Below are 23483 nucleotides of genomic sequence, written 5' to 3' on the forward strand. Positions count from 1 at the left end.
GAAAGCCACCTGTCTGCTTTGTTCTAATTTCAGGTAGCTAAAATCCATGTATTCTACTAAATTATCATGTTTTACTATTCATACTATTTTCGCAGTAAAAATAGAGGTTTTGCGTAATTTTTGGGTAATGACTATAATAGTTCACGCAAGAATTGTTCTGCCTTTCTCTTATTTTTCCTTCTGTTTTCCTTAGTGGAGGATGCGTACTCGTACGACTGCGTAATGTCTTTGTGACCGAGCTGTGCTTTGATGTAAATCGGATCAGCTTCGGCCATTATCAAGAAGTCTGATTTTGCATGTCGGAATGAATGAGTAGATATTTGCTTGACTTCTGCAAGCTCACACGTTTCCTTAATGTACTTGTTTACTGCGGAGTTTGATATAGGCCAACCGTCCTTATCATTAACGAAAATTAGATTTTGAGGGTTTCTAATTCTTCTAGAAAGCATATCTTCTTTCTGTTTGATATGGAACCTTTTGAGTTGCGCAAAAAGGTAGGAGGGGGCGTCTGTTTCTCTGATACCCGCATCCGATTTAGTCGGACCGAAACGCTTGTGACCTGCATCATATTTGAAAGCTCTACGTATTGAAATTGTTTCATCTTCTTCATTAAGATCATCCCAAGTGAGTGCGGCAACCTCTTGATATCGACAGCCAGTGTAGATTTGTACTAGCACAAAAAACTTACTTGGAGTATCCTCTCTGGAAAGAAGAGCACTTCTAAACTTCTGCATATCCTCATAAGAGATGGTCTTTTGTGATTTATGTTCTGGGACTTGTCCTACAAGCTTGATATTTCTTGTCGGATTCGTATGGATATACTGCATATCTAATGCTTCAATGAACATGGATTTAGCGATGTTATGACGGTTTTGTACGGTCTCTAAGGCCAACCCTTTTTCATTCACATTACCAGGTTCTGCAAGCCAATTCACCCATTTTTGATAATTGAGTTTGGTTACCCCACGAAGAGTCTGATTTTCACCAAAGAATTCAAGTAAGTTTTTTCGAGTAAGATGGATTTTTTGTATTCTGCCATCGGAAACCTTCCCTTCTTTAAAGGTTTCTACCCATGTATCAAAAAAATCAATTAGCTTCACACTTTGAAGATTTTCGCCTTTCATTATTTTGGATTGGAAATCAATATAGGATTGATTTAGTTCTTTTTTTGTGTCTTTAGTAATCATTTTGTTTTTCCACTCATTTGTAAGAGGGTCTTTATACCTAAATCGAATTCTCCATTTACCGTTAGGTAGTTTTATTGGTTTAGCCATGTATATCGTCCTTTCTGATTTTTTCTGTTCTAATCAGCAAAATGAAATAAAATCATATTTTTATCCACATTTTTCGTGGATAATTCTGATTTCCTGTTAATATATCAAACGTATGTTCTTTTTTAGAGCTAAAAGAAAAGCCCGAAGGCTATTCTTAGTTTAAGTTGCTATTAACTGTTTCAATATAATCATTAAGGGAGTCTCTATAGGTCTTCAAGTAATCTACAAGAGTTGATTTACCGACGATTTTTTTGTTTCCCATTGATCCGTATTCTTCCTTTTGCTGTTCAACAGCTTCAGCATATTGCGCCTTTTGTTCCTCAAACAACTGAGGATCATACAAAATAGTATCCTTTATGGCATTCTCATATTCCGATAAGTAATTTTCTACTATTTTGTTGAACATAGCAAGATAGTCATCGTAAGTACTGATACTCTCAATTGTCTCATCAGATACATCCTTCGCTTGGAAACTACTCTTATTTTTTTTTGCTTTTTTTTCCTTCTTCTTTTTACTTGATTTTTTCTTCTTGTTTGCAACTTTCTTTTTAGTTTTCTTTTTTGCGGTTTTTTTTTTCTTTTGTTTTTTTTCAGTGGGGGAGCTTTCATCTTTTTCAACAGAGTTACTTTCAATGCTTTTTGATGTTGAAACTATATTATCTGATGAAGGAGAGATTTCCTCGGTACTGAAAGGTTCGTATGACTGGTCCAAAAATTCAATTAATAGAGGTGAAGTTTCATCAACTAAGTCATAAGGTAGAGCAACTTCAACAGTTTTACCAGGATTAATTTTCTTATTGGTATTTTCTAATTCCATCTTGTAAGGAGAATTTTCCTCATCGACAAATGAACCCTCGAGATCCTCTGTTGTTGATCCAGTGTCTTGTAATACTGAAATTCTATCCAGTGTCATAGAATATATATCTTCTCTTTTGTTAGTTTTGTTAGTTAATTCGAAAAGGAGATATATGATTTGCTCTCCATCATATCCAGTCCCTCTATCCGAACCTAAAAACTTCATTTTTTTCTCTGGCGTTTCAAATACACCATCGCTATAAGTATAGCTATCTGCTGCAATCACTTTTGAAGAAGCACATGTAAATAATAGAATAAAAGTTACTACCAACCCAACAATCTTTTTCATTACTTTACTCCTTTACAATTTTCAGATAATAAATCTTTCAAGGTTTCTCTATCCCATAATTCAACATTTGCAATCTTAGCCAGTTCTTTTGCACTTAATGTGTAGTAATTATTAGTGATTACCACAGATTTATCAAAACTATAATACTTTTGACCAGAATTTATTTCTTGGATTACTTTGCTGATCTATATAGCGCTATTCATCAAAAAATTCATACACACCAACAGTTCCATTAGGTCTAAAATCTATTTTATAATTCTTAAATTTCAAACCGAACTCATATTTTTTTGAGTAAGTTTTAACTGCATTTTCGAGCGTATCTTTTGTCACACCTAGGAATTCTGCACATTCCCAAACGTTGTCAAATCTTTCGTGATAACAGTTAATCAGGTCTTGTGGCGTAACAGCTAATGTATAGCCAACATCACGAGCCTTTTGTTCTTGTTGCCTTTTCTCATTTGTATCTTGATGGATAATATCGCCAACACTTGTTAAGTAATGGCCAATTTCTTCGGCAATAGTACCGCATTTTTCCTCGTAAGATTGTCTGGGATTAAGATAAACTGTTTTGTTAAATATCCATCCTTTCTGTTTTTTTGGCATTAGCGGATCAGATATAAAACTCAATTCTGGATAATCCGACATTAGTTTCTCATCCAATTGCATAGTTTCGATACACCTACTTTTTCAACGGGTTTTTCTTTCTAAACTCAATATAATTAATGATATCTTCCATTTCAACTTCTGAAGCATCATCGTCTATATGAGCTGCAACTAAAAGCTGCTTATTTGAAATAGAGTTTCTCGATGTCATATTTTCGTTACCTAAAAGATAATCCGTTGTTACTCCAAAGACCTCTGAAAAACGAGTAACTTCTTTAGCAGAAACCTTTCTTATGCCGGATTCAATTTTGCTAATTTTGGAATCATCAAGACCTATGTCTTCGTTATCCAAGTTCATTTTTGAAGCTAGTTCGGCTTGCGTCCAATCACTCTTTTCTCTTAGCTGCTTAATTCTTTTCCCCAGTTGCTCTTCGCTAAATATCAAACCAATTCTCCTTCCTTTAAGGATAATTGCGTTTTACGCAATTTAATATTACCATAATTGCGATAAAGAAAAATACAATTTGCAATTATCGCAAAAAAACTATTGACATTTTCGAAAATCACAAGTAATATATAAATATAAACTTGCGAAAAACGAAAGTGAGGTGAATCTTATGAACTCTTATACTTATAGTGTAAATCTTGAATTAATAAAAAAAAGAAGAATTGAACTTGGTCTTTCGCAAAGCAAGGTTGCTGAATATTTAGGTATTACAAACGACAAGTATTCAAAGCGAGAAAATGGCGAACATAAGTTTAAGTCAGAGGAGTTACCAGCATTAAGTAAAGTACTTAGTATTCCATTGGATATTTTTTTCGTGAAAAATTTGCGATAATCGAAAGCTTGTATTGTCTTTCAGAAAACAAGGAGGTGATCTGATGACACGACAAGAAAAAATCTCAGCTATCTTAGATGCACGACCAAATTTAAAGCACATCATTCTATTTGCTACTGATGAACAACTTGATCGACTAATTGAGGAAGTTCAAAAGGATTTGCAAAAAGAATTGGATGAAGCCACATTTATCTAGAACAGGAGCCTGTAACTATTATAGGGCTTTGAACCATCTGAATAGAAGATGAGGAAATCAGAATAAAGGAGGGAGACCATGATAGGAACTGTTTCAAGGAGGTTAAGAAAGCCAATAATTGTCTGGCTGCTAAAAAGCGAAACCTCAAAAAGAGAGTTGTCTAAAGCATTAGGAGTATCAAGACAGTCACCAACTGATTGGACAAAGGATAACCCGACGAATGTTACGCCGGACAATGCGGTAAGAATTTCTGAGTTTGCCAATGATACAGATTTAACAATGAGTATTGTTTACAAGTTTTTCGGTGTATTTAGGCCAATGGATGGAGATGTGTACAAGCGGGACCTCGCAGCTAGTGACGATCTTCAGGAATTAGAGGAATTAGAGGAAGAAGAAAGAGATGAAGCAAAAAGATTGGCTCGCAGGGTTCTTTGCAAAGAGGTCCAGAAGTTGACTGCTAAAGATCACCATTTGTTGATCAAATTAGCAAAAGAGCAAGCTGAAGTAATCTTTGCTGGGACTCAGTTTTTAAATGCACTATGTGAAGTTGAAAATATTTCAATTAGGGATTTGTTTTCGATGTTTATGAAAGATTGGCAGGAAGCCGGATATTTTGGAGGTGATGAGTAATGAATATCTCTATGTTAGCCGAGAAAAAGACACAGAACTTAGCACGTACTATCTCAGATAACCTGTCGTGGTATATGAACATCACTATGCGAATTAGCAATAAGGAGTTGGCTAATAAGAGCGGTGTATCTGAATCAACGATTAGTTTGTTGAAAAATGATACAGATGGGAAGCAAAGACCTGATTTATCAACGTTGTCGAAATTAGCACTTGGATTAGGAGTTGATTTTCTTGATTTGGTCACTGAGAAAAAAGTTATCACAGCAAAGGAGGCCTAAGATGAAAACAGTTGAGGGAATAGGATTGGGTGTTTTGACTACAGGGCTGCTAATCTGGATGATTACTGGGCGAGCGGAAGCAATACAATTGCCGTTAATGATCCTTTGCCTAATTGGTACCAGTTTATTTGTACCGACAAATATTTTGCTAACAAACAAAGAGCAAACAAAAAAGACTGAACCGCCGGCAAGCAAATTCAGTCAAACAAAAACATTTATCTAGGAGAGATTATATCATGTTCAACTATGATGCCGCAATGGCAGATCCAGAGTATAGAGGATTCACTAATGTTTCATTCGTTCCAGAATCCGATCAAGAAGAACAAGTCATAAATGAAGATGACTTTCAACAGACCGTAGATATTTACGACACAGTGATGAAGGTAGTTTTCAAGAAAAGCGAGCTTGTTGAAACACCGCATATTGGAGGTAATGAAAAACGGCTTGTGACTGTACAATTCGCAAAGTATGTTTTGCTCGAAAACTATGAGGAATTACTAGACGACATTGGTTGGGAGTTTCACTTTGCTAGTACGCCAATGAAGGGCCAAGAATATATCACTTTGAAAATGGAAGGAATGTTAGAACATGAGTAATGAACTAAGTATTACACAAAAAGATATTACAGATCAGGTGAATTCGAGAATCAAGGGTCTAGAAAATGAAGGGTTGCAGCTTCCGGTTAATTATAATGCAGCAAACGCTTTGAAATCAGCTTGGTTTGCAATTCAAAAAGTACAAGATAAAAACAAGCGCCCAGCATTAGAGGTCGTAACAAAGGACTCTGTTGCCAATTCACTATTGGATATGGTTGTTCAGGGATTGAGCCCTGCAAAAACACAACTTTATTTTGTAGTTTATGGAAAAGAGCTTCAAATGCAACGATCATATTTCGGCACACAGGCTGTCTTAAAACGTTTATCAAACGTTCGCGATATTTGGGCGGAGGTTATCCATGATGAAGACGAATTTGAGATTGGAAGTAAAAAGGGGCGCATGCTTGTGACTAAATTCCATCCGAAATTTGAGAATCAAGATAAGCCCATAGTGGGTGCCTATGCCGTAGTTGAAAAAGATGATGGTGAACTGATATACACTGTCATGACTAAAAAGGAAATCGATCAGGCTTGGAGCAAAAGAAAAAATAGCGGCGCTGTTCAAAAGGAATTTCCGCAAGAAATGGCAAAACGAACGGTAATTAATCGTGCAGCAAAATCATTCATTAACACAAGTGATGATAGTGATCTATTGACTGATTCTATTAATAGAACCACTGCTGAAGAATACGATAGTGAAAGAAAAGATGTAACTCCGCAACCGGAAAAAACAAAAGCTTTGGAAGAAAAAGTCTTTAAACAAGATGAACCGAGACCGGTTGAAGAGATTGTCGAAGAGGCTGAACAGGAATCTCTTGATCTAGCATACGAAGATCCAAACAAAATGAATTTTGAGAGAGAGGAAGTGCCGCAAAATGTTGAAGACGGCGATTACCCTTTCTGATGAAAACTACTATTCTAATGAAGCTGACTGGCAGTATATGTCAGTCAGCCAGTACAAAGACTTTTCAAATTGCGAAGCTGCCGCATTGGCAAAACTAAAGCAGACATGGGAACCAGAAGGACTGCAAAAGGCATTTTTAGTTGGAAACTATGTTCATTCATATTTTGAATCAAAGGAAGCACACGCGAAATTTATGGAAGAAAACAAAGACAGACTATTTTCTTCTAGGAGGCCACATGGCCTATTAAAAGATTTTCAAATAGCCGAGCAGATGATAGAGAGATTAAAATGCGAACCGGCGTTTGCGCAGCTCTATCAAGGAGAAAAAGAAGTCATATTGACTGGTGAGTTATTTGGGATTGAATGGAAGGGAAAAATTGATTGTTTAAATGTTGATGAAGGATATTTTATCGACATCAAAACAACGAAGGATATTTATGAGAAAAAATACGATCCTTATTGGGGACCTGGTTCTAACTTCATAGAACGGTACGGGTACTTAGTGCAAATGGGAGTGTACGCGAATCTTCTTCATCAAAAGTATGGTGAGGCATTTGTACCAATCATTGCGGCTGTTAGTAAGCAGACTCCGAGCGCTGCTGCATTGATCACCTTAGACCAAATGAAAATTGAATCCGATATGTCAATGCTGGAGGAAAATATTGATCGAATCTACAAGGTCAAAATGGGACAAGCAGAACCAAGCCATTGTGGTACCTGTGAGTACTGCAGGTCACATCGTAGAATTACAGGCTTCATTAATATGAATGATTTGTAGAAAGGAGAATCGACGTGAATCACAGAAGAATTATGTGGCAGAACATCATACGTTGCTTATCCGGTTATTATGATCATCAACAGCGAGATGACCAACTTGCAATTCTGAACGGAATGATCCTTTTTCTGGAGACAGAATTGATTGATCTTGGAACATCAACATCCAGTGCTGAAACCGAGATGCTAAAGGAACTTATCAAAAAATATGAATCCTTAGATTTGGATTTTGGGCAAGGGGAGGTTTGATGAATAACTATTTCCCTCATGACAGCAATTCAAGAAATTCAGACAAATTGCTTCCGGTCCGCATGAAGTACGGCGCCGAAGGTTACGGTATTTATTTTATGATTTTAGAACGACTACGTGATGAAAAAAACTATATGAGTGTCAAAGATTACAACATGTTAGCCTTTGACCTTCGTGTAGATGCTGGAAAAGTAAAAAGCATAGTTGAAGACTTTGGGTTATTTGCCTTCACCGAGGATGGTGAGTGTTTCTACTCTGAAGGATTTAATAAACGTATGGCGTTTAAAGATGAAAAATCAAAAAAGAAATCAGAAGCTGGGAAAAAAGGCGCAGCAAAAAGATGGCAAAATCATGGCACTGCCAATAGCAAACCAATGGCAGTGCCATCCGTTTCGGATAGCAAGGAAAGTAAAGTAAAGGAAACTAAAGTAAACCAAAGTAAAACTGATTCTGAATCTAGTAATACTAAACATTCAGAAGAGGGTGCTGTGTGCTATTGGCTGAATCAAGTGAATCCAGCAGAAGCACCTAAAATAATTCAGGACATTCAGTATTGGGTCAGTGATTTCAACGGTCAGGACGAAATAGTCATTCTAGCGATCGATGACATGCTGGAAAACGGTGTTCGCAGCTACAAGTATTTGGATAAAGTTCTGAAAAGCTGGGAAGAAGCGAAGCTTGATACGCCTGAGAAGGTGGCTAAGCATTTAGCAGGACATTATAACCGTTCAGTGCGCAATCAGAAGCAATCGGGCAGATGGACACCACGATTACTATTTGACTACTGGTGGGCTGAAAAAATGAGTGGCAAACCCTCTGTAGATGCGATCGTGGAAAAATATAGTCTTAGCAGCAATGAACGTGAAATCTTGATTAACGAAGTCCGAAAGAGAGGGTATGGGGATGCGATTTCTTGAAATTATTTACAGGTTAGGTGAAGCAGCGAGTAGTGAAGATGAAAAAGAGCTATTACGTTCGTATTACGAGCGATTACGAAAGATGGTTCGAATCGACTGCTCCGAAGATGAAATTGAACATCGTTTCTGTCTAATGATTACTTGCTACATCATGCGGTATATCGATAAGCAGGTCAATTACAGCAAACAAAAAGCTGAATACTATCTTTCATTCTTGACTGATCGGTTGAATAACGAGGTGTCTGCATGAGATCTAGATATCCAAAACGAAAGTCAAAATACGGCAACAAGAAAGTTTATCGTCATGGCCGATGGTTTGATTCGATCGCTGAAGCCGATTATTACCCGATCGCGATTCAGCATGCAAGTGACCACGGATATGAACTGCGACTGCAAGATCGATTAAAGATACTACCTACGCTAAAACTGAACTCGTGGACTATGCGAAATACTCAATACGTTGCAGACTACGCGTTTTACTATCGGGGAAAGTTGGTTCGACTTGTTGATGTAAAAGGCATGGAGACAAGCGAGTTTCGACTCAAAGCGAAGATGATCGCACAGGAGTATGGCGTAGTCATTGAACTAGCTAAAAAAGTACGGGGTGGCGGTTTTATCCATTACCCATTCAATATGCCAAAAAAGGAAAGAGAGAAGGTGCTTAGATGTTGACTGAACCGCACATCAGCCGATACGGGGGCTTAGTTGCTATCCCTAGAAAAAGAACAAGAAGAAAAAAAGTGAAAATTGAAATTGGAGAAGTTTACGAATGCACGCCGCACAGTTGGGAAACGTGGAAATATCCTTTTCGAGCTGTTGTCGAGAGGATATACACGAACAGTGCAATGGTCCTTATTACTGCGACCCATCCAAGCGATGAATATTTACTGCAACAACTTCAAAATAGGACAGTCGTTCCGCTAAAAGGGATGGTGGCAGCAGATGATTAATAATAAATTACCCTCTCAGGTCTTTTGGGAAAATGTAGAGCGTTACCGAAAAGAGAAAGGAATCTCACGAGCAAAGTTAGAGGATGCGGCCAAACTGACGAAAGGCTACATCGGAACGGCCATCACAGCAGGATCATTTCCTGGTCAACAAATTATCCAACGTATTGCTCATTACTTGAAACTGCAGTACGTAGACTTATTTGAGGATTGGGATGATTGAATGAGTGATAAAGGGATAGATACACGCAATAGAGTGTTGAAGTTCATCGCTGAGTTTCAGCAGGAAAATAATTATTCACCGAGTAATCGAGAGGTAGGGAAGGGATCGAGTCTCAGTTCTTCATCTTCAGCAAGTAAGTATCTGAAAATTTTAAAAGATCAAGGGTACATCGATTTCATTCCAAACTCGCCGAGAACCCTCACGATTACTGAAAAAGGAAACGAATTGTTAGAAAAATTGAATAGTTAATAGGCCTTGAAGATGCAGGAGCAATTTTGGTGATTCCTTTAAAGTGTTCAACTTTGTCAATTTCAGAAGTGGATTAACTACCATATCACAAATTTTAATAAACACTTGTAAGAAAAAACTGAGCAAAAATGCTCAGTCTGGTAATTGGAGCTGAAATAAAAGACCAGCTCTATTAGAGAATGCCAAATAATTTTAAAATTGTCAGCACTGTTATAATTATTTGGAGATCAATCTCTAATGAAAACTTATTATATTTCACTTTCATATGTCAAGACTCCCTTAAATTAGTTTTTCAATTAGGGTTCGGAGCTGGAAGGTCGTTTTGTCCTAAGAAACGAAAATTCACCCTAATTTCAACACAGTTGAAAGTCCTAATTGAGTGCTAACTAAAACTAAGTTAACAAATCTTGACAACATAATTATATCATAAAAGGATGTGGCTTAGTTGATGGCATTATTTCCAGAAATTGACAAGGACAAGACAAAAAAGCGTGTGAGAGAGTTGCTTTCTTGTTATCGAACAATGGTAAGAATAGCCGATGAAGAGTGCATTCCGAAAGTCACTGCTACCTATAGCTTTGAATTGAAGAGTTTTACTGGGACAGTAAGTCGAGCTACTGAAAATGCCGTTGTTCGAAAAGTGACTGCAGAAAACGAACTGAAGAAAATTTGTGCTGCAATGAATAAACTGAATGCATATGATCGGCAATTGATCCATGATAAGTACATGGATAATAGAGAATTGACTGATACTGCAATCTATTTGAATTATAATCTTAGCTCCAGCTCCTTTTATCGAGAATTAGACAAATCAATGATAAAATTTGCGGAAGCGTACGAAAATGGGAGGCTTTTGATAGAAAAGTGAGAGAAAGTCGGGAGTATTCTGATAGTCAACTGTAAGATAATAGTAATGTGGAATAGTATAGATACAGCTAGTCAGCCAACACAACCGAAACAGCTACTCTACGTACGAGAGTAAAGGCTAAAATTATACAAATCAGACTGAACTAGCTGTTGATATAGAGAGAAATCTAGGGGTTTAGGCTTCTCACAAAACTCTAAATCCAGAAAGGGGGAACAGCTCTTTCTTGTGATTCTCAATCTTTCAAGGCAGCACAAATAATTAATAAGGGAGTGAGTCAGCTCCATTTCCTTGATGTTCAAGTGCTGCCTTGTAACATGTCGCTGCGAAGCCTATCTCAAAATGAGATACGACCTGCATGGTTCGAATCCTGCTGCGTCAATAGGGTTAAATGGTTATCCTGAAAACCAGGGGCGTAAGCACCCAAGTTATTAAGATCGTTTCGGCGGTCTTTTTATTTTTTGAAAAAAAGAAGCCTAGCAAATGCTAGACTCCTAATCTTTCTTTTAATGCTTCAGTTAGTAGAGATGAAAAATTAATACCATTCTGTATTCCTAATTGATTTAAGTAGTTTGGAATTGATAAAGTTTTCTTCACAACTTTAATATCGTCGAGGGCTTTAAATTTTAAAAAATCAATATCAATTAAGGTTTCTATATCATTTTCTTTCAAATCATATTTAACTGAATTTGATTTAGGAAATACCTTTTGATCTTTTTCATACTCTACCAACATATTTCCAATATAATCTCGTGCCATAGAAATAGATTCAGGGATATCTCTACCTTGGGTATATCCATCGAAGTCTGGAATATATACAAGGTAATCAAAACCAGAGCTATCTTTTTCATAACTAATAATCACAGGATAAACGAAATTTGTCTCCATATTTTTATTCCTTCCTTTCATACTTAAAAAATATATATACATGAAGCAGAGGGACTCATTTGAGTCCGTGCTTCCTAATTAATGCTTTAGCTAGACGCTCGTTTGTTTCCTTGTGTCTAACTATCTCTTCGGTCTGTTTTCCGTTGGTGTATATATCATGGTTGCTTCCATGTCTTACAAACCACCAACCATTTTTTTTGAAGAGTTTGACCAGATCTCTTGTTTTCATATCGATCTCCTTTCTACATACTATTATACGTAATAAATACGTATAAATCAAGAGGTTTTTCATATTTCATTATATATATTGTAAAGATTTACTCAGACTAATTAATAAAATATATATTCAAGATTTGCTTACTTCCGCTTGTTTTTTGCGTAGGTCTCAATATCTTCACGCAAATAAAGGCGTACTTTATCTGCTTTAGTGCCTTCAGCTTCATAAAATGGACTGACTTTACCAGATTTTAGTGATTGAGCAAAAGCGTTAGGGGATTGTCCAGTAATTTCCATTGCTTGTGATTTTGTAAGTAGATCGTTTTCCATAAATTTTTTTATCTGTTCGAGTTCTTTTTTATTCATTTTGGTATCCTTTCTGGAGCATAAATTTATTTACGTTCTAACGTTATTACTGATGTTTTTTTATTTGAAAGGTGGTGATAGTATGGCGAGAGTCGGACGTACTCAAACTAAAACAAGAGGTGCACGAACAACTGGGCCAGCGAAACGAAAAGGAAATCGTGGTTCATCTGGCGGAAAGGGCGGTTAGTTAGTTGGGAGCTATTCTATTTGAATCCATAAAAACCGCAAGTAAAATTACGGATACTATCCTTGTTGGTTTATCAACTGGTAAGGATAGTATTGTGACTTATGATCTTTGCACTAAGTATTTTAAAAATGTATATCCTTATTTCATGTACTTGGTACCTGGACTAGAGTTTCAAGAGAGAACCTTGCGTTATTATGAAAAACTATACAGAAATGAAATAATTCGTATGCCACATTTTGAGTTGTCAGATTTTTATCGATACGGTAGTTTCAGACCAGCGGACCCCTACGTGAAAATCGTTTCTATCACAGAGCAATATGATTATTTGCGTTTGCAAACTGGTGCGCATTGGATTGCTTGCGGGGAACGTATAGCGGATTCAATTGTTCGCCGGGCTATGATTAAGCAAAGTGGCAGCATTGACCTAAAAAGAGGTAGAATGTATCCAATTGCTGAATGGAATAAAAAGGAAATATTGCATTACATAAAACAAAATAAATTATATCTTAGCCCAGAAAATAAAAAGTTGGGCTTTTCCTTTCGTAGTCTTGAAGGTTCGGAATTAGCAGCAATCAAATCACTATTTCCAGCTGATTATGAGAAAATTTTACACTTTTTTCCGCTTGCAGGAGCGGCAGTTAAGAGGTTTGAAGATTATGGTTAATAAAACAAAATACCAAAAATCAACTACTGAGCTTATCCATCGTAGTGAATTAATGAATGCGCCTTATAATCCACGTCGGATTAGTAAGGATGAGAAGAAACGATTAAAAGCAATGTTGAAAAAGCATGGCTTAGTCAATACCCCTACATGGAACAAAAGAACTGGAAACATAGTAGGCGGTCATCAACGAATATCAGCGTTAGATATTTTAGAGGGCACGAAAGATTATGCCTTAGAGGTTAGTGTGATAGACGTGGATGAAAAGGAAGAAGTTGAGCTAAATATCGTTTTGAATAACCAATCGATTCAAGGTGAATATGAAACAGATTCGTTAGCTGAACTTATGTTGGATTTTAACCTCCAAACGGAAGACATCGGTTTTACATCACTTGATATAGATTTCATGTTTAATGGAGATGATCGTTTTTCTGAGTTATTTAATCCTCCAGAAGTAGATGAGGAAAAGAATAAACTTCAGGAGATTAAGGACGCACGAGAGAAAGGAAAAGAACGTTTAGCTGATCGTAATAATATCAACTTCCTTACGGTTTTAGTTTTCCGCGACGAGAATGAACGCAAAGAATTTCACAAAATAATTGGAGTTCCAGCCTATGAAGACTACATTTCATTAGAGCAACTCCAAAGGTTTATTGATGCAAAACTGGAAGAAGGTGCTAATTAGTCAATTATCGCCTCATAGTAATGTTTCCAGAAATCATCACTAATAATCTCAACACCATTTTCCATTGTTACATCATTTTCGCGAGGGTACTCGATATAAGAATCATTGACATTGAAAAGTCCCTGCTGTCCTTTGACGTAAAAAGGCTTAATGCAGCGAACATTGTCTAGTCTCCAAGCAAAAGTTCCATTTCCAAGTTGTTTAACTTCTGTAAGATTCACAACCGCAATAGCATGCTTTGAAATGAAGCCAGGCAACTTTCTTGCAGTTGAACAAATTAAAAGATCGCCACGATGTTTGGTATTCCAAGTTCGATATTCGAACTTTTTATTTTCTGTCAGAACATCCCATGCGTAGTCAGGCCTTAAAGATAATGCTTTCATTATATCGCTCCTTTTTTCTTGTTAAGAACAGAATAACATTATCATGGTATTAATGCAATGTTTTGTTGGTTTTAGATAGAATTAACGGTAGGATATTCAACCTGTCGGAGTTACAAAATGGAGATAGCAGTGAACATGAAGTAACCGAAGACATAAAAACTTGTTTTGAATATCTAGTGCCAGTCATTTAAAAGAGAAAGGGTATAAAGATTAATGAAATGCGTTATTACAACTTAGAAGCGGCTAGTTAGTCGCTTTTTAATAACAATTTAGCTCCTAAATAAAAAGAAAGAAGGTGGTTAAATGGCAAAATATAAGCGCGGAAGGCCGAAGAAAATTAATGATGATGTGCTCCGAAAACTAGAGTATGCTTTTTCTTATGGCTTGACCGATAAGGAAGCTTGTGTTGTTGCGGATATTGCGCCATCCACCCTTTATAAATACTGTGAGCAAAACCCCCTATTTTCGGAGCGAAAAGAGGAGTTAAAAAATCAGCCGATCATCAAAGCAAAAATGAATCTAGTAGACGCATTAAAAGCCGGAGATGCGAAAACTTCTGTGTGGTATCTGGAGAGAAAAGCACGTGGCGAGTTCGGCAACGTTCAGAAGATCGAACATGCTGGAACTATCGAGCTACCGTTACATGAGAAACAGGAGATTACCGAAAGGTATTACAATGAGTTGCTATCTAAACAGGGTATTGATTTAGACGATGTGTAGCGCAACGATGGCTGAGACAAACATCACTTATAACGAAGCTCAAAAGCGAGTCATTCGCCTTTTGGATAATGCAACTCCCAAATCTCAACTTATAAAATGGGGCGTCGGCTATATTCCGGATCATTACAAGCGATTAAGCATTTCTATGAAAGAAGCGATAAAGCTAGCCATATTAGGGGCGAAAGATGCTAAAGGTTATTTTGGTACGGATCTTTTTTTTACTCAAGCGCTACTTTATGGTGCAGTGATCAGCGGCAAATATAAAACGTTTATAGTGGTGACGCCATCTCAGTATGGGAAATCATGGCTTTGCGGACAAATTGCTATCCGACTTGCTGACGACCGGCGTCAAATGTATGTAGCAGGTGGTAATTCAAGCACTACGGACATCATCATGAGTAAGGTAATTGCTCACATTCAAACGGTAGATTCTAGCGTAAAAAATAAGATGTTAGAAACGGCGGATAAAATTGAACGTCTTCAAACGGCTATGAGTAAGCGTAAGCTGGCTTTTAAAGGCGGTGGATCAATTGAATCAATCTCACTAGGCGAAGCCTTTAATGATCCAAAGCAAGGGAATGCAGCTATCGGACGGGGCGGCGATTATATCATCGATGAAGCGTCTATGATCAGCGATGATGTGTATGCCGAACTTGGGCGGCGGGAGTTTGCTAATGTAACTGGTGAAAAATATATCTCTTTTGAGATCAGCAACCCTCACAATCCCGGTCGATTTTTTGACAAACTAACCAATGAACATGTTCCAGAAGATAGCTTAATTGTTTGGATGGACGCACGCACTGCATATGAAGAAGGCCGTATTATTTCAAAAAAGCAAGTGACTGAATCAACATTCTTTGCTCATAAATCTACTTGTATTCGCTACTTGTTATGCGAGTTAGAAGACTATTCAGAAAGTTCCTTGTTCAATCCTGTCGAAATTGATGACAGCGAGCTCGATAGAGAGTCCATTTTCTTCTTAGGGGTAGATAGTGCCTACAAAGGAAAAGATGGCATAGAGGCTGTTCTATGTGCTTTAGAATCGAATGGCAAGGTTAGAGTTTTTGATAAATTCAGTTTAAAAAAAGAAAATTGGATCGATGGTGTAACCAGTAAGGAAATCATAAGTGAACTGTTAGGTATTATTAAGGCGTATGATGTTCAAATGGTTTGTATAGATGTCGGCAAAGGGATTTGGTTAGTTGAAGGATTAAGCCAATATGCTAATGGTTTTTCTGTCAAAGGAATCGATTTTGGTTCTGGTACAACTAAGGTGCGTAAAGAGGCTAAACATTATGCGGCAGTATACGGTTTTAACAAACGTGCTGAGATTCATATGGACCTAGCGGATTTGATAGATAATCAGAAAGTATCTTTCACTAAACATATGTACGAATCCATGCGAGATCAAATGAACGCTGTCAAGGGTATTCGCAAGGGTGATGGAGCCAAGACAGCAATTATTCCCAAGGATGAAATAAAAGCGATTATAGGGAAGTCGCCGGATGAATTGGACGCTACACTGCTTTCCATTCATGCGGTTATTTTATATTCACTGACACAAGGGGCGTTCATCTATCAGTAATGAAAGGGGTGATATATATTGGTATCAAAATACGATAGATTGTCTAGAGCTGTTTTACTGGATGAATTGCTGGAATGCAATGCTGCATGCAGTAGTAATTTCAAAGTAACTAAACATAAGTATGAGGAAGATGTTCTTGACTGGCTCTATCACAATCTACCTAATTTGAAGTACGTTGTCGATCAGATAGTCGATTTCATTTTTTCAAATGGTTTAACTACCGGTGACGAGGACTTGGATGAAAAGATTCTTGAACCGTTTATTTACAAGGAGAATAGACGCGGGACTACGAACTATAATATTCTGCGGGAAGCAGTCAGGCAGTCGATTGTCTTCGGTAAAGCAGGAGTTCGGTTTCTAAGTTTAGAAGATGGGTTGCTGGAAGTCGAAAGTAAACAGTATGCTGCGTTAACTGCGAAGAATGAAGAATACTACGGCTTTGAGGATATCGTTGGTTATATTCTTGCAGGCGAAGGTCAGAAAATTTTCGACACGGATATTAAAGGCTTGGATTTTGACAAAGAAACATTTTTAAAAAAAGGTGTAATTGTAGATAAACAGCGACAGATTGTTATCGTCTCTAAAGAAGAGTTCGTCAATTTACGAACAGACACAACCAAAATCGGTGGTGAAAGCTATCTGAAGTATGATCAGCTACGCTCTCAAATGTTGAAAGTCTTATACGAGCGTCTTCTTTATGACGTCGAATACGATGGTCCTGGTCGAATTCTTTTCGAGCTTGATGAAACATATGCCAAAGGAGATGACAACGAAATCAGCACCGGTGAGGTGTTAGATAAATCCATCAAGGGAAAGATGAGTCAAAAGGAGAAAGTAAAACAAGAGGTTGCGGCTTTGGCTGCATTAATTAAAGAATCAGGAAGCGATCAGATGATTGCTGTCCCTCCTGTATTTAAGAAGTTTACTCAACTACCTCGTATTACTAAGGCCACCGAGTTCATCAATTGGCTTGCTGAAAACGAGGGTTTAATAATGTCTCATATCTTCGGAATCCAACCGACTTTGATTGGACTTGGTAAAGTAAGCGGAAATGTTTCGATGGAAAAACTGATAGATAATGCAATGGTTAATTCGATTGTGCCTAAGCGTGAAAATTTCGCTATTCAAATATCTAACATGCTAGCACCGAAGCTAGGCGTCGAGAAAATCTATTTTGACAAGTATGAAATGCAGCAGGCCGAGGACGAAAACAAGAAGCGGTCTGAAATCGTCAATATGATCGAAAAGCTAGTTAGAGCTGGTTACAACGGTCTGGCTGATAAAATGGCTAAGATATTGGAAGCCGATTTGGATGAGAATGATAGAGTATCAAACAAGCTAAAATCTGTGCCTAAGCGCATTTTAGAAAAGTTTTTAAATCTATTTGATAGGAGAGAAAAAGATGAGTGAAATGGATATTTTAAGACAGAAGGCAGAAAAACTAATGAAAGTGGCCGAAGTTAAACCCGTCGCTGAAGTAAATGGGCAAGAAGTGTTTTCGTATGAGGATGCTGCTAAATTGAATAGAGCACTTTTGGAAGAGAGAATTCAAGAAGTCGAGGTCGGAGAACGCGAAACAGTAAACGGAGGTCTCGGATATACGTCAAGTCGTCGTCGCAATGTTGCGATTAATCCTGCAAGTTATTTTGATAATCGCTTCCGAACAATTGAAATGACTGAGAAAGAAGAAGTTGAAGGAGCAAAAGGCAAAAAGGCTGCAACAGCTGGTGTTAAGTACGAAATTGTATTAGATACTCGAGCCATTCAAGAACAAGCATCAGGACGCGTTTATGCGCACAACATTCCTACTTATATCATTGAACCAACCAAAAAAGGTTTGAAGGTTGAGTCTAGTATTGTTTCTGATACTGAGTTTATCAATGAGTTCAAACACCGCATGTCTGATAAAGATATGATGAATGTTAGAAAAGCGATTGACAGTGTTTCTGTTGAAGTTGCCCAACCGACGGTTTTAGGTTTGTAAAATGAATGAGGAAGACGTAGTTGTTGAGTTTCTAACGACTGACGATCCAGAGGCCGCTGCAATTTTACTATCAATTATCATAGCCTATTACATGGATAACTATGATTTAGAGATAGCAGAGTTTGCAAGTGAGAACGAACTATCAATTGAATTTAATCCAGTAAATAAGACCGCTTATGAAGAATATCTCACAGATTTATTCATCGATATGAGGCTGCGAGTTCAAGAAAAACAAATTGAATTAGAGAACGAAGACAAAGCAACAGCCAAAGCGCTATTGCTTATTTTTGTGCAGCAAAATTATGAACGATTGAAAGTAACTGAGATGGGGAACATTAAGCAAACAGTTCAGTTGGAGGTCGTTGCCTACCTGCAAGCGATGGACTACAATGTTCGAATTTTTAAACGTTGGGTAGCGCATAGCGGTTGCTGCGATGTCTGTAAAGCACTGAATGGAACAACAATTCCGATAGATCAACCCTTTCTCGTGAACGGCCAAACGGTCGAGTTAGCAAGCGGGAAAGAGTTTATTTATAACTACATCGACCGTGGAGTGGCAATTGCACACCCTAACGATCAATGTTATATCGAGTTTATTTTAATTTTTAACTAAGTGAGGAGTGAAAAGAATGGGAGTCAAACGAATTCAAGCTGTATCAGTGAACATGAAAGATGGTTCGAAAGTCGATTTAACTGGTGATGCTGCTCATTCCGTTTATGCGCGTTATGCAGCTTATCAGAACGGGAATGTTGGCGCACAAGAAGGTGTAACTTACAAAGATGACACAGGCAAGGTCCAAATGATGCGCTTTGATTGTATCTGCGGCATTACGCTTGGAGATACGACTGAACAGACAATTCCAGATCCAGCCTGCGATCCTATGAATTGTTTGCCGGATTAAGGAGGGCTTTAGATGAGCGAAGAAGTGAAATGGTTCGAAAACGCTAAGGAAGCTAGGGAAAACTTTAGGCGGCAAGAACGAAGCCACGGAGTGGAATTTGAACCGATCGAAGCACAAGTAACAAAGAAAGAAAATGTGCCCGCTAAAAAGAAACAATCGAAGAAGAAGGCTGATGCTGATGATTAAGGGAACGTATAAGTTAATCGATGCGATTGATCAACGGACAACCGTAAATGTCGCAAAACGGCTCAATGGTGTTGTCCATTACGGTCATTTACCGCTGCTACCGGGCAAAGTATACGAATTAGAAGATGACGAACTCTTTTTGAATTCTTTGAAAAGTCTCTCTGTCACGAAAGATTCAACCAAACCCTTGATTGAAAAGCTAGAGAGTTACGGAGTTGACTTCAAAGAAGGATCAAGAACTTGTTGCGGTGGTCGAGTAACTAAAACAGTCACGTACAACATAATTGAGGTGAATCAAAGTGAAGACACCTAGTTTCATTTCAGAGCGTGAAGAAATATGGGCAAGCCGTAAAAAAGCAAAGAAAGCCTTTGATAGTGTTTTGAATCTGTCTGCTGAAGATGACAAAGGTCTTTTTGTTGGCGTAGCTATGAAAGCTGAAGAATCAAATGGACGGTATACATACCGCTTGCTTGATGAAGGTATGGTCGTTTACTCAGATGGTTCTCCACGATCCTACCTGATGAAAGGGACTATTCAAGCGTTCTATGATTCATTGTCAGATGATTATGTTGGATACATCAACTTAGGGCACGTTGACTTTGCGATTGATCCAATTATTTTAGGCAGTTGGACCAAAAAGGACTTGACTGTTGTTGATATTGGAGAAGGAAGAAAAGGGTTAGATGTGTCTTTTCAATTAGACGATCGGCTCAGCAAAGTCAAAGACTTAAAACTAATGAACTTTACGATGGCCGTGAGTGCCGAATTCTATGCGTCAATCAATTGGAATGCTGTTGACCTTTTGGAGGCAGAGTATCCGATCTTTGATCAAATAGATATTTTAGGTTTTGCCATCGTTGGCGATCCCGGAAACATTAACAGTGCCGGGCTAAAACTAAAGGAGGAAAGCAATATGACGAAACAGAAAAAATCTTTTTCTGAAACATTCGAGGAAATGATGTCGAAGATTACAAAAAAACAGCCGGAACAAGACCCAGAAACAAAAGAAGATTTGGCGGTCGAACTGCCTGAAGGGTTAACTATTGAAAAAATGGCAGAGATTGCCGATGAAGTCGAGCGGCTGAAAGCGGTCGAAAAAAATGCCGAAGAGATTGCGGAACAAGGAATCAAATTGGCTGAAGAATTAATTGCGGCTAAAGAAGAATTGAAAGAAGCCAAGGAAAAGCTTGCCGAGTATGACAAAGCTATTCCAAGCGTTTTTGAAAAATTCACTGCGCTTGCGAATGATCTTGAACTAAAACATGAACAAAAAAAGAAAGAAATTCTGAAAAACGATGAAGAAGCGACTGACTTCAAAAAGGCTTTAGAAAATTTGAAAGCCATGGAAGCTGCTGCGAAAAAGGAAGGTGAATAAGCATGTCGCAATTAGGATTTACGAATAAGGACTTGAATGCTGTAGCTGTTCAAACCGAAACAATTGAAAAGTTTCATAACATAGGTGACGTTGGTCTTGGTCGGGATTTTTCAAACAATCAGCTGCAAAGTCCGGTTCAAGTAGGGGATGCTTTAGTTAACTGGTTGTTAAGCACTCCATTGTCAGCAACTCTTAGAAATGCAAATCAACGTATGAGTGAGGTGTTTATGCGTGGATCAAATGGGAAATGGACGATTGTCCTTCCTCAAAGCGTTTATACGCTGCCGCCAGAAGATACCTCCGGATTATGTTGCTGGGTACCGTTTGAGATCGCACACTGTGGCACAAAGTCAGATATTGACTTGCTTTGTCTGCAAGATTGCACACCGATCTTAGATGAGTATATCAATAAAAATCGGCATGCTGGCGCTCAGGACTTAACGAATTACTTCCTGCAACAAGGAGAATCTGTTTGGGATGCTCGCTTGCGTATGAACCGCTTATCGATGCAGTTCTATACTGAGCATGAATTGATTCTTGGATTGCCAAACACTGGAACTACAGTGTTGAAACCATTCAACGGCTTACTTTCAGTATTGGAAAATCCTGCTGTTCTTCAGATTTCCGGTGTGGATGTATTGAGCGCATTTAAAGACGTGAAATGCCGCTATTCTGTATTGGGTGGTATGCAAGGATTTGTTTTTGCAGTACACCCACTTGTTTACGATGCAATCAGTGAACAAGTTCAGCCGGGGAAATTTAACACATTACCTGATGGATGGACCAAGACTGGAAGCACATTGGCCTATAATGGCGTTAGCTTTATTCAAAGTAAAAAGGTACCAGTCGACATGACTGCGGGAACTGGAGAGGTTTGGGTTCTGAATTCTGCGGTAGTAGGTGCTTATTTAGGCGCTGGCGGCTTACAACCAGGAGCTGACTTTATCCGAGAAGGTTATACTTTCACAAACAAGCCAGATAGCGGTTGTGCATCCGATTGCATTAATTACTACAACTATGGAACTGTTGCTGGTACTAACCCCAACATGATGATGATCATTCAAGATATTCCATTGTCTCCTAATTGTCTTGGAGGTACATTGCAAGGTCTGGACGGATTAATCCAACCAGAAACATTAGTACCTCAAACATACTAGAATCATGGAAGCGATCGTTCAACAGCTTAAAGACTATTGCGGATGTCTTCCAGATAATCTAGAAGACACCGCTTTAGAAAAAGCTGTGAAAGAACTGATTCATTTAGTTAGTATAATGACATGCTGGACTGATGATTTGTGTGGAACGTTTTTAAATGGAATGAGAAAAGAAATATTTGATGCAGAACGGATTAATTTGTGTTCTTGTGAATCAGGTATTTTTGAGTTCATTCCTTTTTATGTACCCATTTATCCTGAAACAATTTCTGCAGTGTTAGTTGAACAGGATGGGTTAACTGATAAAGTAACGGAGATTGATCCAACAGATATTGTGTATAGTGAAACCTTTGAAAAGATTCGAATTAATTACCAAAAGTATTTCACACAGGACGATTGTAAATGTCCTCAGGATGCCAAAATTGTTGTTCAGTATGTGGCTGGCTATGAAGAGTTGCCGGAGTGTATATTGCCGATCCTATGCGATCTTTTGCAAATAGTCTTAGATAAGCTCAAATGCGATTGTGGATCATGTCAACAATGCGAAAAAGGTGAGGGAGTCGTGATAGATTTTAATGATGAAGTTAGTCCGGATCTGGAAGATTATCTGAAAGAGTTGTTGATTAAGAACTATCAAAAACAATTAGGACTAATAAGCTTGTGTGGTCGCATTCATAGAATCTGGGGTGTTTTAGTGTGAAAGTAAAATTTCTAGGAATGAAACAACAAGTCCGATACTCAGGCTGTTCTTCATGCGGTCGCAGAAGGGTTTCAAAGTTCAATTTTCAAAGAGACAAAACGTTCATTCTACCGAGCGGGGCGCGAAAGAATTTTATAGCCGGTCAAGTATACGAGGTCATCGAACACGATGGTCTTTTTTTGTTGGAACAGGACTATCAACTGAATGGAGTCAGTGAGCAAATGTTTGAAAGGGTTGATTAAATGGCCCTTAAAAAGATTGTCATGCGGGCAGTCGAAAAGGAAATAGAAGATTACACGAACAAAATGGTCGATATTCTAAAACAGGAAGTTCATGTGAAATCGGGAGCCACTCGTGATGCGATCACAAAAGAAAAAAAGGGGAAAGCTCATTTTCTTGCCGGAGTAGATGTTTCAAAACTTAAAGCTGATCCAAGAAACATTGGTGGAGTCGATTATTCTGTTTTCTATCATGATGGTCATGCTGCCTATACGATTAGACCACGAAAAGCGAAAGCCTTGCGATGGCTAGGAAAAGACGGGAAAGTCCATTTTGCTAAATCAGTACGGATTCCTGCTTCAGCAGGTGATCCGTTTGTTGCTCGTGCAGTAGCACGAAGACCGAATTTGAAATAGGAGGAATCCAAATGACGAAAGAAGAAAAAAAGAATGTAGCGGCCGCTGCGGGGGCAAATGTAGACAAAGCTGCATTTGTTCAACGCAAACTAAAAGTGATGAATCAAAAGGGCACAGCGGTTCATCAACGAAACGCAACTCGTGTCGTCGAAAATAATAAATAGGGG

Annotated in this window: 40 protein-coding genes; 31 read left to right on the forward strand and 9 right to left on the reverse strand. The window is 38.1% G+C overall.

Going from position 1 to position 23483, the window contains the following annotated elements:
- Positions 1-131: 131 nt before the first annotated feature.
- The 5 genes from NRIC_RS01735 to NRIC_RS01755 form a co-directional block, all read right to left on the reverse strand.
- Positions 132-1274, reverse strand: a complete 1143-nt coding sequence (locus NRIC_RS01735; protein WP_146620976.1) for a tyrosine-type recombinase/integrase — start codon at positions 1272-1274, stop codon at positions 132-134.
- A gap of 154 nt (positions 1275-1428) precedes the next feature.
- Entirely contained in the window at positions 1429-2418 is a 990-nt protein-coding gene (locus NRIC_RS01740; RefSeq protein WP_146620977.1) for a DUF5067 domain-containing protein, read from the reverse strand.
- The gene (locus NRIC_RS19805; RefSeq protein WP_146621031.1) at positions 2418-2603 is read right to left on the reverse strand and encodes a restriction endonuclease; all 186 of its coding nucleotides are present in this window, start codon (positions 2601-2603) and stop codon (positions 2418-2420) included. Before NRIC_RS19805 ends, NRIC_RS01740 begins: the two co-directional genes overlap by 1 nt.
- Positions 2604-2613: 10 nt before the next feature.
- The gene (locus NRIC_RS01750) at positions 2614-3084 is read right to left on the reverse strand and encodes an ImmA/IrrE family metallo-endopeptidase (protein WP_146620978.1); all 471 of its coding nucleotides are present in this window, start codon (positions 3082-3084) and stop codon (positions 2614-2616) included.
- Positions 3085-3097: 13 nt separating this feature from the next.
- Positions 3098-3466, reverse strand: a complete 369-nt coding sequence (locus NRIC_RS01755) for a helix-turn-helix domain-containing protein (RefSeq protein WP_175579968.1) — start codon at positions 3464-3466, stop codon at positions 3098-3100.
- A gap of 172 nt (positions 3467-3638) precedes the next feature.
- Here NRIC_RS01755 and NRIC_RS01760 point away from each other — a divergent pair, with 172 nt between their 5' ends.
- The 16 genes from NRIC_RS01760 to NRIC_RS01830 all read left to right on the forward strand — a co-directional run bounded on the left by NRIC_RS01760 (position 3639) and on the right by NRIC_RS01830 (position 10691).
- A complete protein-coding gene (locus NRIC_RS01760; protein ID WP_146620980.1) occupies positions 3639-3860 on the forward strand; it encodes a helix-turn-helix domain-containing protein in 222 nt (73 codons plus the stop codon).
- A gap of 43 nt (positions 3861-3903) precedes the next feature.
- Positions 3904-4056, forward strand: a complete 153-nt coding sequence (locus NRIC_RS19165) for a hypothetical protein (RefSeq protein ID WP_175579969.1) — start codon at positions 3904-3906, stop codon at positions 4054-4056.
- Positions 4057-4134: 78 nt separating this feature from the next.
- Positions 4135-4686: a hypothetical protein gene (locus tag NRIC_RS01765; RefSeq protein ID WP_175579970.1), complete on the forward strand. Its 552-nt coding sequence runs from the start codon at positions 4135-4137 to the stop codon at positions 4684-4686.
- Positions 4686-4964 carry a helix-turn-helix domain-containing protein gene (locus NRIC_RS01770; protein WP_146620981.1) on the forward strand — a complete coding sequence of 93 codons (279 nt, stop codon included), beginning with the start codon at positions 4686-4688 and terminating at the stop codon, positions 4962-4964. The genes NRIC_RS01765 and NRIC_RS01770 overlap by 1 nt, the downstream gene beginning before the upstream one ends.
- Position 4965: 1 nt before the next feature.
- Positions 4966-5187: a hypothetical protein gene (locus NRIC_RS01775; protein WP_146620982.1), complete on the forward strand. Its 222-nt coding sequence runs from the start codon at positions 4966-4968 to the stop codon at positions 5185-5187.
- Positions 5188-5200: 13 nt separating this feature from the next.
- Positions 5201-5560 (forward strand): hypothetical protein, encoded by a 360-nt coding sequence (locus NRIC_RS01780; RefSeq protein WP_146620983.1) that lies wholly within the window; start codon positions 5201-5203, stop codon positions 5558-5560.
- On the forward strand, positions 5553-6464 hold the full coding sequence (locus NRIC_RS01785; RefSeq protein WP_146620984.1) for a recombinase RecT: 912 nt from the start codon (positions 5553-5555) through the stop codon (positions 6462-6464). Before NRIC_RS01780 ends, NRIC_RS01785 begins: the two co-directional genes overlap by 8 nt.
- Complete coding sequence (locus NRIC_RS01790) at positions 6436-7242, forward strand: PD-(D/E)XK nuclease-like domain-containing protein (protein ID WP_146620985.1); 807 nt, start codon at positions 6436-6438, stop codon at positions 7240-7242. The genes NRIC_RS01785 and NRIC_RS01790 overlap by 29 nt, the downstream gene beginning before the upstream one ends.
- A 14-nt stretch (positions 7243-7256) precedes the next feature.
- Positions 7257-7487: a hypothetical protein gene (locus NRIC_RS01795; protein ID WP_146620986.1), complete on the forward strand. Its 231-nt coding sequence runs from the start codon at positions 7257-7259 to the stop codon at positions 7485-7487.
- Entirely contained in the window at positions 7487-8404 is a 918-nt protein-coding gene (locus tag NRIC_RS01800) for a DnaD domain protein (RefSeq protein WP_146620987.1), read from the forward strand. The genes NRIC_RS01795 and NRIC_RS01800 overlap by 1 nt, the downstream gene beginning before the upstream one ends.
- A complete protein-coding gene (locus NRIC_RS01805; RefSeq protein WP_146620988.1) occupies positions 8391-8654 on the forward strand; it encodes a hypothetical protein in 264 nt (87 codons plus the stop codon). The genes NRIC_RS01800 and NRIC_RS01805 overlap by 14 nt, the downstream gene beginning before the upstream one ends.
- On the forward strand, positions 8651-9076 hold the full coding sequence (locus NRIC_RS01810) for a DUF1064 domain-containing protein (RefSeq protein ID WP_146620989.1): 426 nt from the start codon (positions 8651-8653) through the stop codon (positions 9074-9076). The genes NRIC_RS01805 and NRIC_RS01810 overlap by 4 nt, the downstream gene beginning before the upstream one ends.
- A complete protein-coding gene (locus NRIC_RS01815) occupies positions 9070-9354 on the forward strand; it encodes a hypothetical protein (protein WP_146620990.1) in 285 nt (94 codons plus the stop codon). Before NRIC_RS01810 ends, NRIC_RS01815 begins: the two co-directional genes overlap by 7 nt.
- Entirely contained in the window at positions 9347-9574 is a 228-nt protein-coding gene (locus NRIC_RS01820) for a helix-turn-helix domain-containing protein (protein WP_146620991.1), read from the forward strand. Before NRIC_RS01815 ends, NRIC_RS01820 begins: the two co-directional genes overlap by 8 nt.
- On the forward strand, positions 9575-9823 hold the full coding sequence (locus NRIC_RS19810; RefSeq protein ID WP_146620992.1) for a LexA family protein: 249 nt from the start codon (positions 9575-9577) through the stop codon (positions 9821-9823). It begins immediately after the preceding gene.
- A 448-nt stretch (positions 9824-10271) separates the two neighbouring features.
- On the forward strand, positions 10272-10691 hold the full coding sequence (locus NRIC_RS01830; protein ID WP_227873709.1) for an ArpU family phage packaging/lysis transcriptional regulator: 420 nt from the start codon (positions 10272-10274) through the stop codon (positions 10689-10691).
- A gap of 483 nt (positions 10692-11174) precedes the next feature.
- Here the strand turns inward: NRIC_RS01830 and NRIC_RS01835 are convergent, their stop codons facing one another.
- From NRIC_RS01835 to NRIC_RS01845, 3 genes are all read right to left on the reverse strand, one after another.
- Complete coding sequence (locus tag NRIC_RS01835) at positions 11175-11576, reverse strand: type II toxin-antitoxin system HicB family antitoxin (RefSeq protein WP_146620994.1); 402 nt, start codon at positions 11574-11576, stop codon at positions 11175-11177.
- A 55-nt stretch (positions 11577-11631) separates the two neighbouring features.
- Positions 11632-11805 carry a type II toxin-antitoxin system HicA family toxin gene (locus NRIC_RS01840; RefSeq protein ID WP_146620995.1) on the reverse strand — a complete coding sequence of 58 codons (174 nt, stop codon included), beginning with the start codon at positions 11803-11805 and terminating at the stop codon, positions 11632-11634.
- 128 nt (positions 11806-11933) lie between these two features.
- Positions 11934-12158 (reverse strand): hypothetical protein, encoded by a 225-nt coding sequence (locus NRIC_RS01845; RefSeq protein ID WP_146620996.1) that lies wholly within the window; start codon positions 12156-12158, stop codon positions 11934-11936.
- Between the two features lie 191 nt (positions 12159-12349).
- Between NRIC_RS01845 and NRIC_RS01850 the strand changes: the two genes are divergently transcribed.
- Both NRIC_RS01850 and NRIC_RS01855 read left to right on the forward strand, forming a co-directional pair.
- On the forward strand, positions 12350-13009 hold the full coding sequence (locus NRIC_RS01850) for a phosphoadenosine phosphosulfate reductase domain-containing protein (RefSeq protein WP_146620997.1): 660 nt from the start codon (positions 12350-12352) through the stop codon (positions 13007-13009).
- Positions 13002-13691, forward strand: coding sequence for a ParB N-terminal domain-containing protein (locus tag NRIC_RS01855; RefSeq protein WP_175579971.1), 690 nt, complete (start codon positions 13002-13004; stop codon positions 13689-13691). The genes NRIC_RS01850 and NRIC_RS01855 overlap by 8 nt, the downstream gene beginning before the upstream one ends.
- Here NRIC_RS01855 and NRIC_RS01860 read toward each other — a convergent pair.
- Positions 13688-14074 carry an ASCH domain-containing protein gene (locus NRIC_RS01860; protein WP_146620999.1) on the reverse strand — a complete coding sequence of 129 codons (387 nt, stop codon included), beginning with the start codon at positions 14072-14074 and terminating at the stop codon, positions 13688-13690. The genes NRIC_RS01855 and NRIC_RS01860 overlap by 4 nt on opposite strands.
- A 303-nt stretch (positions 14075-14377) precedes the next feature.
- Here NRIC_RS01860 and NRIC_RS19170 point away from each other — a divergent pair, with 303 nt between their 5' ends.
- The 13 genes from NRIC_RS19170 (at position 14378) to NRIC_RS19180 (ending at position 23480) form a co-directional block, all read left to right on the forward strand.
- Positions 14378-14794 carry a hypothetical protein gene (locus NRIC_RS19170; protein ID WP_175579972.1) on the forward strand — a complete coding sequence of 139 codons (417 nt, stop codon included), beginning with the start codon at positions 14378-14380 and terminating at the stop codon, positions 14792-14794.
- A 7-nt stretch (positions 14795-14801) separates the two neighbouring features.
- Positions 14802-16379, forward strand: coding sequence for a hypothetical protein (locus NRIC_RS01870; RefSeq protein WP_227873708.1), 1578 nt, complete (start codon positions 14802-14804; stop codon positions 16377-16379).
- A gap of 18 nt (positions 16380-16397) precedes the next feature.
- Entirely contained in the window at positions 16398-17789 is a 1392-nt protein-coding gene (locus tag NRIC_RS01875; protein ID WP_146621000.1) for a hypothetical protein, read from the forward strand.
- Positions 17782-18363 (forward strand): hypothetical protein, encoded by a 582-nt coding sequence (locus NRIC_RS01880; RefSeq protein ID WP_146621001.1) that lies wholly within the window; start codon positions 17782-17784, stop codon positions 18361-18363. The genes NRIC_RS01875 and NRIC_RS01880 overlap by 8 nt, the downstream gene beginning before the upstream one ends.
- 1 nt (position 18364) lies before the next feature.
- Positions 18365-18976: a hypothetical protein gene (locus NRIC_RS01885; RefSeq protein ID WP_146621002.1), complete on the forward strand. Its 612-nt coding sequence runs from the start codon at positions 18365-18367 to the stop codon at positions 18974-18976.
- A gap of 16 nt (positions 18977-18992) precedes the next feature.
- The gene (locus NRIC_RS01890) at positions 18993-19265 is read left to right on the forward strand and encodes a hypothetical protein (RefSeq protein WP_146621003.1); all 273 of its coding nucleotides are present in this window, start codon (positions 18993-18995) and stop codon (positions 19263-19265) included.
- 12 nt (positions 19266-19277) lie between these two features.
- Positions 19278-19451 carry a hypothetical protein gene (locus NRIC_RS19175; RefSeq protein WP_175579973.1) on the forward strand — a complete coding sequence of 58 codons (174 nt, stop codon included), beginning with the start codon at positions 19278-19280 and terminating at the stop codon, positions 19449-19451.
- Positions 19444-19764 (forward strand): hypothetical protein, encoded by a 321-nt coding sequence (locus NRIC_RS01895; RefSeq protein ID WP_146621004.1) that lies wholly within the window; start codon positions 19444-19446, stop codon positions 19762-19764. Before NRIC_RS19175 ends, NRIC_RS01895 begins: the two co-directional genes overlap by 8 nt.
- Positions 19751-20827 carry a hypothetical protein gene (locus tag NRIC_RS01900; RefSeq protein WP_146621005.1) on the forward strand — a complete coding sequence of 359 codons (1077 nt, stop codon included), beginning with the start codon at positions 19751-19753 and terminating at the stop codon, positions 20825-20827. The genes NRIC_RS01895 and NRIC_RS01900 overlap by 14 nt, the downstream gene beginning before the upstream one ends.
- A gap of 2 nt (positions 20828-20829) precedes the next feature.
- Positions 20830-21984: a hypothetical protein gene (locus tag NRIC_RS01905; RefSeq protein ID WP_146621006.1), complete on the forward strand. Its 1155-nt coding sequence runs from the start codon at positions 20830-20832 to the stop codon at positions 21982-21984.
- A 4-nt stretch (positions 21985-21988) separates the two neighbouring features.
- Positions 21989-22681, forward strand: a complete 693-nt coding sequence (locus NRIC_RS01910) for a hypothetical protein (RefSeq protein WP_146621007.1) — start codon at positions 21989-21991, stop codon at positions 22679-22681.
- A 242-nt stretch (positions 22682-22923) separates the two neighbouring features.
- The gene (locus NRIC_RS01920) at positions 22924-23316 is read left to right on the forward strand and encodes a hypothetical protein (RefSeq protein WP_146621009.1); all 393 of its coding nucleotides are present in this window, start codon (positions 22924-22926) and stop codon (positions 23314-23316) included.
- An 11-nt stretch (positions 23317-23327) separates the two neighbouring features.
- Positions 23328-23480 (forward strand): hypothetical protein, encoded by a 153-nt coding sequence (locus NRIC_RS19180; RefSeq protein ID WP_175579974.1) that lies wholly within the window; start codon positions 23328-23330, stop codon positions 23478-23480.
- Positions 23481-23483 lie beyond the last annotated feature (3 nt).

The organism is Enterococcus florum (assembly GCF_004309355.1).
GTDB lineage: Bacteria > Bacillota > Bacilli > Lactobacillales > Enterococcaceae > Enterococcus_A > Enterococcus_A florum.